The organism is Zhongshania borealis, from assembly GCF_039539625.1.
Taxonomy (GTDB): Bacteria; Pseudomonadota; Gammaproteobacteria; order Pseudomonadales; family Spongiibacteraceae; genus Spongiibacter; species Spongiibacter borealis.
The window spans coordinates 1-12,655 of sequence record NZ_BAABDM010000018.1 but is presented as its reverse complement, the minus strand read 5'-3'; the positions used below and the strand labels follow the sequence as shown (position 1 = coordinate 12,655).

Genomic DNA, 12,655 nt, shown 5'->3' with positions numbered 1-12,655 from the left:
CGCCTGTGATGACGATATTGATAATGACGGCGTAAATAATAACGATGACGCCTTCCCAAACGATCCGAATGAAACCAAAGATAACGACCTCGACAACATCGGCGACAATGCTGACGACGACGATGATAACGACGGCGTTCAAGACGAAGACGATGCATTTCCGTTTGACCCCAGCGAGCACACCGACACCGACGGCGACGGCATTGGCAACAATGCGGACACCGATGATGATAACGATGGTGTGACCGACGAGAATGATGCCTTTCCAGAAGATGAAAACGAATCCGGCGACACTGATGGAGACGGTGTCGGTGACAACAGTGACAATTGCGCCAATACCCCCACTGACGAACCACGTAACTCCGTTGGTTGCAGCGCAAGCCAAGTAAGCCAAGCGTCTTGCGAATCGGGATTTCATCTAGACGGCGGCAGAAGCCTTGAAGTCGCCCTTGCAACTTACGACGGTCAAGTTGTCACCTTCCAAGTACTCGAGCCGACGTCATTCAACTGTGGTGAAACTCACCTCGCCGCCCACCCGCTAATGATGCATGGCCCAGGCTACAGCCTGCCACGCGCGACCGAGGGTTTTGACGACTATCGCGACGCCGGTTATACCGTCATATCATGGGATCCTCGCGGATTTGGTGGTTCAAGCGGCACCGTGCGGGCAATGGATCCCGACTTTGAAGGCCAATACTTAAATCAAATTTTGGACTGGGCAGAAAAAAACCTCGATTATCTTGCGTGGCGCAATGAAGCGACCGGCGAGTTCAGCGCCCGGCCGGCCAACGCCGTAAGTGTTGCCGACGGCATCAATCTTCTTGTTGGCGCCCAAGGTTCGAGCTATGGCGGCGGCTTTCAGTTAGCCCTACTCGCAACCGATACCAAAAAGCGTCTCGACGCCATTGTGCCCGACATCACCTGGCACGACCTTCGGAATTCGCTCAATCCTGGCGATGTAGTTAAAAGTGCTTGGGGATTAGTACTGCCTGGCGCCGGCGAAGCGCAGGGCAATGCCGCAGGTCTGCAAGCCTTAGAGACCGAGCAGCGCAACCTTTCGCCACTGGAGTTCAGCCAAGACCCGTTTACCAAAGAAACCGTCGCCCGTGCCCTCGCAACGAATGAGTGGCCACGCCGTTCACTTGACTGGTTCCACTACCGCGGGCTTGGTTACTGGTGCGCCGCCAATGGGCTGCCGAGCATGCCCTACCCCGCTTACAGTCAGGCTGACGATCTCATCCCGATGATCGATCAAAGCAGTAGCTACAATGTTCCTGACCAGCAAGAGAATGGCCGCCCCGGTCTAGGCGATTTCTTAGTCGGCGCGACCTCACCCAGCAGCTACTTCGACGGTTTAGACGTTCTATTAACCCACGGCATGATCGACACTTTATTCGATTTCAATGAAGTGTGGTGGAACCAGCAATGCCTTACTGCTGCCGGAGCGCAGGTCAGTATTAAAACCCATCATGGCGCGCCACTGGGGCACGTGCTTCCAGTCGTGCAATCCCCCGACAAAACCTCGTCAGGCACTGGAACTTGCGAACTCGACACCAAGGCATGGTTTGAGCAAAAACTTCGCAATATGGAAACTGCCGACGTCGACAGTGTGTGTTTTGCTCTAGGCACCGACGGTGACTCAGTCACCCTGCCCGCCAATAAGATTTTAGCGCCGCAAGCTGATCCGGCTAATGCATCTACTAAAGCGCTGTTCACGACACGTGAATTCGCGCCAATCACCCCAGTACCCAACGGTCTAGTCGGCGTTGCCAATGTCAGCGGCAATCTGCCGATTTACGCGACCTTAGGTACCGCGACCGAGGAATTAATTCTCGCCGGTATGCCCCATATCGAGATCACCGTTAGCAGTCTTAGCGGCATCAATGAGATGAGCTGCGACAACGGTCGCAATCCACTCGGCAGCCGCGACGGCTGCGACAGCATTACCTTTGTTGGCCTTGGTAAGAAAAGCGGCTTTGCGCCCAATTTTGGGTTGATCGACGACCAACTCACCCCTATTCGGGGCCTCGGCACCCACGACATTGACTTGACCGGGGTTGCCGAACGGTTATTACCGGGCGATGAGCTTGCGCTGCTATTTTATGCAGTGCATCCGCAATTTGCCGCAGCCGCCTCGCGAGATGCAAGTATCCCTGCAGTCATGATTTCAGGGGCTGTGCAACTACCTTTATATATAACTGACGCTGACGGTGAGCCCCTCACCGACATTAACGCAACTGACTCACTTAGCAGTAGCGCACCTACCACTGGCGCCGAATCGCCACTGGCCGGTTGCTATGCCGACGCTCGCGCAGAGAACTGTGCACTGTCTCCATTGGTGGGGCTACTCAGTGCCCCCAAAAAAGAAATCTGCCTAAACGGTGGGCTTAGCTCAGCAGAATGTCCGCTAAGCGCCCTCGTCAATCCGCTTGAGGACAATGACCCCACGGGTACCATGTCAGCACTCGCTGGCATCGCTGCCGATGTAAGTAGCTGCTTGGTTAACGCCGACTTGCCGCTGTGTCAGTTTGCCGCAAGCGAATGCGAGCTAGACCCTAGCGGCGCAGCATGCGGCGTTGTCGGTGTGCTTGATGTTGTCCACAATCTCAGCGACACCCTGGGCTTACCGCTAAGCGGAACCGAGCCAGGGCAAAGCTATTGCGATCAACCCGCCAGCGACCCAGATCCAGCAACAGACGCACAGGCATGGCAGCAGCGTGATTTCATGAACGTGATGTGCTCCTTACAGCGCCTGACTGACATGGCCCTGCATCCGGCCTTTAGTGTCGCACTCGCCGAAGGCACCGCGCGAACCTTTAGCTACAACCTAATCGAACAATTAGCCGACCCCACTCGCCCCCGGGGAACCTTGGCGCAGTGGACACCCGCCGGCCGCACCACGGACCCCTACCGCATTGAGCAAGACTGGGAAGACGCTGGCCGTGGCCGCGTTGACTACATCAGTTTTGTTGCCGAAAGCGGCGCGCGCTTAGTTGGCAGGGTATTCCGTCCGCCGGTTAACGTGCCAGTCCCCTACCCGTCGATAGTCATTACCACCGGCTCGATTCAGGGTTATCAAGAAATGTATAACTGGGCCGGAGAAGGCCTAGCAGAGGCGGGTTATTTGGTACTGATGTACGACGTACAAGGCCAGGGCCGTTCCGAAACACTACCGCATTCACCGGATGGCAATTATGCCTGTGATAGTAATGGCTGTGACGGCGTACCCTTCCAACAAGCGTACAACTTCTTACAAGGCGCCCGCGACGCCCATCGCTGGCTGCTATCTAGTGAAAAAAATCAGTACATTGAAGACAATGCCAATAGCGCCGGCAGCAATTTGTTCAACCCCTTTGCCGCTGACGTCGATCGCAGCCGCATCGGCCATGCAGGTCACTCTCTAGGCGCCTCGGCCATTTCCGTGGTTGGCCAAGAACTCGCCTGCGACCCAGCAACCCCCCGCGCCATGCGCGATGGCTGTATTAGCGCCATTGTCGGCTGGGATTCCCTGTCCAGCGTGAGCGATACAGATACCCTACCAATCAAAGCGCCGGGCTTAAGCCTGACCGCCGAGTACTTTTTCAATGCAACGCCAGCAAGCCCAGACAGCCCGCCAAACCAAGAGACAAAACTGGATGCCTATAAGCAAATGGTTGCGGCCAATGTCGACAGCATGCGTATCGGACTTCGCTCTAGCACGCACTTAGAATGGACGTACGTACCGCTGATTTTACCGGCCAGCCGCTATGGCGAGCGGGTTTCAATGTATTACACCCAAGCCTGGTTTGATCGCTACGTTCGCGACGACCTAAGTGCCGTTGATCGCCTAAAAGCGCAGCAGTTTGATAATAGCGCAGACCTAAGCAGCATTGGCGCAGGCACCTTCGATCCATTAACTGGCGCCAATATCCCCTATAAAATTGCCGGTGATTGCGCAGCAAATCGCCTCTCTATCTACCAGCGTTCGGCCTTCCGGTTAACGGACCCACGCGACAATACCGTTTTAAACGCCGAAGACATGCGTGGCCGCGGCTGCGAGGTGGATAGCGATGAAGACGGCGTGCCTGATAGCAACGACGCTTTCCCCACTGACCCAAGCGAAAGTAAAGATTCAGATGGCGACGGCATCGGCGACAACCTAGACAGCGATGACGACAACGACGGCGTTAACGATGCCGACGACGCTTTCCCCTATGACCCGAATGAAAGCTACGACAGTGACAGTGACGGTGTTGGCGACAATAGTGATGCCTGCCCCAATACCCCAACGGATAGTGAGGTCGACGAACAAGGGTGCGCTAGTCAAACAAATAACCAAGCCAGCTTACCGGTGTGTACACCAGACGGTAGTCGCTGTATTTCAACGATTCCAGAATTAGGTGCACCATTACAAGCTGCCGCAGATCAAATCTACGCCGGCATCGTTAGCAGCGGCGCACCGCTGCCCGCCAACGGCGAAGTCATTCTGCAAGCAGCTCAGGCGGCGGTACAGGGCTGCGATATGCTCGATCCAGCCCACTGCCTATTCCCCTTCCCAAGCAATCAATTTACAACAATCGCCAGCCCTGACAGCGTGCAAGCTAGCGAACGCGGCGGCAGTGGCAGACAGGTCAACTTCAATATTTTAGGCATGCCGCGCAATACTGCCGGCAAACCCATCGACCCACGAGAGTGGAACCGCAACGACGGATTCTCGCCAGGGCAAATGATCACCACCTTTGTGCCAGACCTTGCCGCGAATGACGACGGCACGGTGCCGGGCGCACCGCGCCTAAGCCATCTCAGTGAGTCATTAGACCTAGCCAATTCTGCCGTACTGGTACTCGATGCCGAAACTGGCGAGCCTCACCCGGTCTGGGCTGAAATAGACCTTAACGCGGGTTTACTGCTACCAGGGAGTAATATCGAAAACCCAGATCCAAGTAAGGCGCCCCGCGCAGCGCTTATTATTAGACCCGCGCGCAATTTCGAGCACGGTCGCCGCTACGTGGTGATACTGCGCAAATTGCCCAGTGCAAGTAAAAACGGTGAGTTTGTCGATGCCCAGCCAGCTTTCCAAGCCTGTCGCGACCAGCACGCTGACGGCATTCCAGTACTAGAGGATCGCTGTATAGCATGGGACAGCGACGTGCGCCCAACCTTAGAAAATGCGGGGATCGCCATCAACAACAGCGACCTTTATCTCGCTTGGGATTTCACCGTTGCCAGCACCGAAAGCACAGTTGGCCGTTTGCGCCATATGCGCGATGCGGCATTTGCGTCCCTAGGCCAACAAGAAAATAGCGCCGGTGAAATCACCGACCTGGGATCTGCGCCGGTATTCACTGTCGACAAAGTGACTGAAAATCCCGGCCGTGGTATGGCACGTCGCATTGAAGGCACCATTACCGTGCCGAGCTTTGTAACCCCGAGCGACCCAGCCCCTATCGACAATGTAAGTACACAACTCGAAACGCTGTGCAACATAATCCCTGAGGGTAGTTTCCGCGAAGGTTGTAGCACTCTCTTTGAGGGCGTCGGTATTGCCGACGGCGGTTCGCTGCCACCCAATCGGCTGTTCTACACCCCGGATCAAAGTGGGCTTTATGGCGACGAGCTTCCTGACAGTGTCGCAACCATGACCACACGTTTCACCTGTCAGATTCCCGCCCAAGCCTCAGCGGATAACCCTGCCCGAGCTGGGGTTTATGGCCACGGTCTTTTAGATGGTCATCAAGCGGTAACCTACGAGCAAGTACCGGATTTCAGCAGTGACCACAATTTTCTTTTTTGTGGCGTCGATTTATTCGGTTTCTCGACTGGCGACGTTGCTAATGTGATTAGCATACTGCTCGACTTGTCGAACTTCGCCACTATTCCTGATGCCTCCCAGCAAGGCCTACTGAACTATATGTTCCTTGCCCGCGCCCTTCGTCATGAGAATGGTTTTGGTGCCAACGAAGCGTTCCAACTGAACGGCAAACCAGTATTCGATAACAGCGAAATCTTTTACGACAGCAATTCACAAGGTGCAATTGTTGGCGGCGCATTCGTCGCCATGTCAAAAGACGTGCAGCGCGGAGTACTCGGTGTTGTTGGCATGAACTACTCGACTTTGCTGCGACGCAGTGTCGATTTCGACAGCGAATTTAACGTCGAAGAACCGGGGCTACCGCCCTACGCAATGCCATTGTACTTGGCCTACCCCGACGACCTTGACCGCGACATTGGCTTCGCCTTAATGCAAATGTTGTGGGACCGCAGTGAAAACAATGGCTACGCCCACCACATCACTGACAATAGCGCCTTACACGGTCCCGACAACCAAGTGCTGATGCAACCGGCGTTTGCCGACCATCAAGTTACCCACTGGAGCGCCCAGGTAATGGCCCGCACTATCGGCGTTGATATTGCCGATCTTTATCAGCGCGCACCTGGCGACGGTGTTCCTTTTCAATACACAGATAGAGCGGACTTCTTTAGCCATCGCGATCCCGACGTTGAGACTTTTTGGGGATTACCACTTGAAGGGCGCGATGACTCTAGCTACGACAGCCCTGCGCCAAGCTTCTGCCTAAGCGGTTGTCGCAGCAGCAAATCGGGTCTAATGGAATTTGACGAAGGTAAAACCATTAGCCCGCCGATTGGTAACGTTGCCCCACGCGGTGATGACTTTGACCCTCACGGATACCCCCGTGCAGCGCAGCATGGCAAGTGTCAAAAGTCGCATTTTCTGCACAAGCAAGGCCGCATAATTGACACCCGCCACCAATACTACGTGCGCTCTGCAGGTGATTGCCCACAAGTGCCAGCGGTGTCGTTAACGGCAAGCGATAGCAATCCTAGTTCACCTAGCGACCCCGTTACCGCAGCATTAAACGACTTCGCAAGCGGTTTGGGTGATGCCATGGCAGCGATGAGCAACGGTGACTTACTTACCGCCGCTGCGATTCTACAGAGCAGCAGCGGCGCGCTAATTGGCGACGTTGCAACAGCAGGCGCAATGCTGGCAGCTAACAATGCAGGAATGGTTATTGATGTTCCCGACGAGCCTGTTGAACCAGATCCCGATGCCGGCAATCCACCTGCCATGTTAATGGCAGGTACTGCACGCAAATCTATTTTAATTCCCGTTGGTAGCTCTCTTGGGGGCTACGCTCGCCCACCTGTGGGCGGCGATTATATTCCCGTTGCCGAAAAGTTTGAGGACTTCCCCGACATTAATCCTGCGGATGGCTTCCAAGCTTTTGTCGATGAGTTTGCGGACTTTTTACCCGCCCAAGACCACGACGGTCATCTACTACCCAGCGTACCCGACGAGCTCCGCGCAGCGCATTCACCCTATTCAACGTACTCACCGCCCACCCAGGGTTACTACGACTCCCTCATCGCCAAAGCCGTTTCACTCTACGATGGCAGCGATTGTGTGATTATGGTGAAGACCGACTTTATCGGTATGCTCGACGAAGTCGTCATCAAAGTTGCCGAACAAGCGACCGCGCTGCTGGGCGATGACCGGCCCGCAGGCTGTGATCTTGAACAAGGTCTGGTGATGTCAGCAACCCATACCCACGACGGCCCCGGCACATTAGCCAACCACTCTGCCCGGTATTTCTGGCTGGCGATGGATTTATACCAACCTGAATTATTCAAACGCATCGTGAGCCAATTGGCCGAGCTGGTCGCCGAGTCGGTGCGCAATAACGAGCCGGCGCAATTCGGCTATGCCATGGGCAGTGACGAGTTGGGCCTAAATGGCTTCCGCCGCAGTCGCTCACCCTACACAGCTGAGCGCGTTAGCGCACAAGACATTTTGCGCAAACGTATTGGTGTACTGCGTATAGATAACGCGCAAGGTGAGCCGCTAGCTGCAGTTATAAATTTCGCCGCCCACGGCATTGCCTTCGACGTTGAAAACCTGCATTTTTCTGGCGACGTCTTGGCCGGTATTGAGCGCGAAGTTGAGCAGCAATTTGACCGTCCTATGGTCGCTATGCTGGTACAAAGCGCTGCGGGAGATGTTAGCCCGCGCAATGTCGCCAAACCAAAATTACAGGGTATTGAACGCTACGGCCAGTTAATGGCGCCACAGGTAATGAGCATTTACAACGCCGTTAATAACTTCAATTTGGCTCCAGACATCCGCGTAGTGTCACAGCGCGTTATCTTATCCAGAGAAACACTCGGCTATAGTGGCGATGAGTTTCCCTATGAGTGGGGCGCAGCACAATGTAACGCCGACTTAGGCGTACCCATCGTTGGCCCCAGCAGTGACGAAAAAATACCGGCTTGCTTGCCAGCCCCCATACCTGACCCTATGGATTTAGCTGACAACGGCGTAGCTGAAAATGGCGCATTTGTTCCCCAAGACACGCGCGTAACCGCCTTCAGCATTGGTGACGCACTGTTTCTGGCCCAACCCGGCGAACCGCTAGTAGAGCAAGGTCTGCGCTTATTAGAGGCAGCAGAATCCGAAGGTTTTCAAACAGAAAAAACTTTTATCTGGGGCTATAGCCAAGACCATGTTGGCTATATTTTGCCAGACTTAAAAGCCGACTGGGATCTGGGCGGTACCGAAGGCACCACCACTTTTTGGGGCTGGAAACTTGGCGGTCGCCTACTCGATACGCAGCGTGAATTAATGCGCGCACTGCGCGACGGCAGCGCCGCGCCGACCGATGAATTCACCGTGAATTACGATCTTTACAGCGGCTACTACAACAATGTGCCACAGCCCATTGCCATTCCCGGCAGCGGCATCAACCCACTGGCGCAGCTTCAACCCCAAGACATAAAACGCTTCGACACCGCGTATTTCAGCTGGGAGGGAAATGACCCCATAGTAGAATTACCCACTGTTGTTTTACAGCGCCAGGCCGCCAGTGGTGAGTGGTTAGATGTGCAGCGTGATAATGGCGAAGTACTATCAACCCTGTATGAAATTCACCTCGACTACCGCCTAAGTCTCGGCGCCCATTTATGGACGGCGACACTCGAAGCCAACAAAGACTGGCCACTGGGCAATTATCGATTCAATGTAGTTGGGCATCAAATCGATACCGCGGCCATTGAATATGAAATTAGCTCGGCGAGTTTTGCAATCAGTGCCAGCGACAGCTTAGTAATCAGTGACGCTGTCGCTATCGCCACTGACTTTTACGAGGTCAGCCTCGCTTACACACCGCGGCCCAATAATTACCGATTGATCGACGCCCAGGTAGACGCAAAAAATTCTGCTCCTGTGCGCGCGGGTAGTGTTGCCTTTAACAACGGAGAAGAAACGGTAATCGCCAGCAAACCGCTCATGATTATTCGCGATGGCAATCCGGTTGCGGTATACCGTGCGAACATTAAAGACCTCGGAATGGGTATTACCGTATCTGGCAACGATGTCTACGGCAATAGCACGCCAGAAGCCGCCGAGCCCAATATTGTCGATGGCCGCGGCAGCGGTGCAACCGGCGCCATGGCGGATTTCTTTGCGTCAATGTCCACTGTCATTCAAGACTTTCTCAGCGGCAATTTTGAGTTAGCACAAAGTGGCTTTAGCCTCGCTTTTGAAGGACTAACGACCGACATATCAAACTTAGTAATAGGTGACAGCAACAGCCTAAGCGCTGCCATCGCTGCAGCGAGCACGGGCGACCAAGCCAGTTTTGAAACTGAACTCGGCAATGCCCTCGGCCTCGGCGACACACCGTCAGCTAGCCTCACTTCAGCAACTAGCGCCGAGCGCCGAGTAGAACCGGTCGTGCTTACCGGCGCGCAACTGCCTGGTTGGAGCGTGCCCGCGGCGGAAGGTATCGCAAAACCTTATCCCTGGGGAGTTGGTGGCGATTTTGAGGACCAAACCGGCAATACAGAGTTTTATGTCCGCGACGCCCACAATGGCATTATGCTCTACCCAGCCGCAGACGACGCTGCAGTACCTGGATTGGTCGCGGTAAACGAAGTAGCAGCGTATCGCTATGACTCCACCGCCCCCGGCAATGGTTTTGTCGAGATCCCGGTGCAAGTTGACGAGCGCATGCCCTACTTCTTGGCCAACGCAAACTCTGGGTTTTCAATGTATTCAGCTACCGACCCAGAACTCAGCTATGTGTGGGACCGCGAAATGTGGAATGCCCAAGGCTCAGACTGTAATGCGGAATACCCGCAAGCAAGCCCTGACCCAATTCCGGGTATCGACAACGACGACGAAATTGTCTTTATGGCCAGCGACGCTGGCGAACTAAAGCAAGATTACAGTTTTCCAGCGGACTGGAAGTCAGTACAAATCGTCACCTTAGTTGACCCACTGCAATCCGCGGCCACCCCACCTAGGGCGGTCTACCTCGTTCAAAAGGACGGCGGTTCATCTTTCAATGCAAGTACTGGCTACGTGAATTACCAGCGCAATGCTGATGCTGACCAATGGATTGATCGCGGTTTTTTTGCTGACAGCGATCCAGAAAAACTCGGCACCAGCAATACCGGCTACGGCCCCAATGTTGGCGGCAGTGTTTGCGATGACGGCGTAAACGTTAGCCGTACATCAAGCGACCGCTTCCCCAGAGATGGCACTGTGGTTAGTACTGACACCTACCGCTGGGAAGCTAGCGGCCGCTGGATGGTCAGAGATATTCGCATTAAATCACCCAATGCAGATGCATCAGACAGCGCCTACTGGCAGAGCCGCCCTGACTTAATCGACCGCTGGAAAGGCCGCGCCTTTCAACAGAGCCCAGACTCAACCGTATCACTGGTCGGTTTTGAGGATGAACAAGTTAATTGGGAGGCAAACTCCACCTTACTAGGTGAGCGCCGCGGCCCAGTCCGCGCGATACGCGAAGTATGGGGCGCAGACTCTGGGACCAACGTCACCAAAACCGAGAGTTTTTATAAAGAGTTGGTCACCTACCGCTACCGTATTCGCGTGCATCCTATTCCACCAGATGGCCTATACACATCTTGGGATTACAATCGTTCAGCCATGGTGCCAGCGGCAAACGAAAATGTTCCTGCTGGTCGCTATTACACGGTATTGCGCCCCCAGGGTGTGCCGGTTGATGGCGTGAACGACGACTTTGGACAGATCGACAGCCTGCAAGATTACCCAGCCTTTTTTGATGCACCCGACCCAACGTTCAACCTAGCACTGGGTTTTGAAAACTGGGAGCAAATCTCAGGTAAGGGCGACTCTGGTTCGCTGGTCTATATCTTTGAGTTAAAGAATGCCCAAGCACTGGCCAATCCATTAATTGTGCCCTACTACCGCGACGATGCCTGTCTTGACGACGGTACCGGCGACGATCCAGTGGCGCGGCCCTGGCCTGGCGAACGTTCTGACGACCTCAGAGTAATGAGCGGCTACGAAGCCCTGAATGACTATATCCCCTACGCCAGCCTGCGCTGCGATCAACGCCAAGGCGCCTTTGGTGCACACGGTATTCACTATTTTTTCACTCACGACAGTGACAATGCTTTCACGCCAGCACCAATTACCGAAATAGACGGTCAGCAGTGGCAGTTTATGGTGCCAAGCAGCGCACCTAAGAATGTGGCGGCGCCTTATGCGAATACCGTTCGCTCTCGCTTAATCCCCGTCGTTATCAATGCTGTAAGTGGATTTTAACAAAACTGTATGTCGCCGCGGCTAACGAGCCGCAGCGACATACACACAGACTAAAACAAATACTATTACCCTGGCTTTGTTGCGGCTGGAGTAGCAATCGCCTTCGTACTTCTATACGCCGAAAGTCTTCAATCAATCGGCCACCTAGCATCAAGATTACATTTATGTAATTACGCGTAATAGCTGCAATCAGCAAAAAACCTTTATCTCTTTGTTTCATATCCTTTTTCGTCAATTTCGTAAGTCTCGCCGCCAAATATTGCCGCTCAGCGTCATTGTCACACTTAAAGCAGAATGTATACTAGATGTAAATATGCACCGACAACACGCCAGTATTAATCAATAAAAATCACTGCGGTCACGTCGAATACAAATAAAAAATGGATTTTCCCTAACTCACCCCAGCTTCTCCGTGCCGATCCGTGGTGAGAAAACCAGCTCTTTGCCCCATGCCAGAGGTGTATGCATGAAATACGCGATTAAACCGCTAACATTCCTTATTTCTAGCCTGATTTTATCGGCTTGTGGTGGGGGTAGCAGTGTCTCTACCAACACCCCGCCGACCTCATCACCAAACAGTCAAACAGGCTATGTGATCGACGGGCCCGTAAAGGGTTTGCGCTACACCCGCAATAGCGGCACATCGGCTATCACCCCAACAGACGGTAGCTTTGAATTTATCCCCCAGGAAACAGTGCGCTTTTTCCTCGGCAGCATTCCGCTTGGCACGGTAATTACCTCAGCAGACACTGTCTTTATTACACCCCGCCAGCTCGCCAATGGCGACGACGCCATCCGTACCAACATCGGACGTTTCCTCATTACTCTGGATTCGGACAAAAATCCAAATAACGGCATCGACATAACAAGCGCTGTTCAGCAGGCTGCAAGTAACTTTAGCGGCACCGTCGATTTCAATAACTTTGACGGCAGTGCTTTAGCCACCTTTGCGCGCAACGCAAACAATGATGGCGAGCGCGACATCATTAGTAACGAAGCCGCAATAGCACACCTTGACGCCAGCGAAACTGATATCGCCGACGGCCAGTACGACTATGACAG

Annotated in this window: 2 protein-coding genes; both read left to right on the top strand. The window is 54.1% G+C overall.

Going from position 1 to position 12,655, the window contains the following annotated elements; translation table 11 throughout:
• On the top strand, positions 1-11,593 hold an 11,593-nt coding region (locus tag ABD836_RS19340), incomplete at its 5' end, for a neutral/alkaline non-lysosomal ceramidase N-terminal domain-containing protein (protein ID WP_344939284.1).
• Positions 11,594-12,059: 466 nt separating this feature from the next.
• On the top strand, positions 12,060-12,655 hold a 596-nt coding region (locus ABD836_RS19335), incomplete at its 3' end, for a hypothetical protein (RefSeq protein ID WP_344939281.1).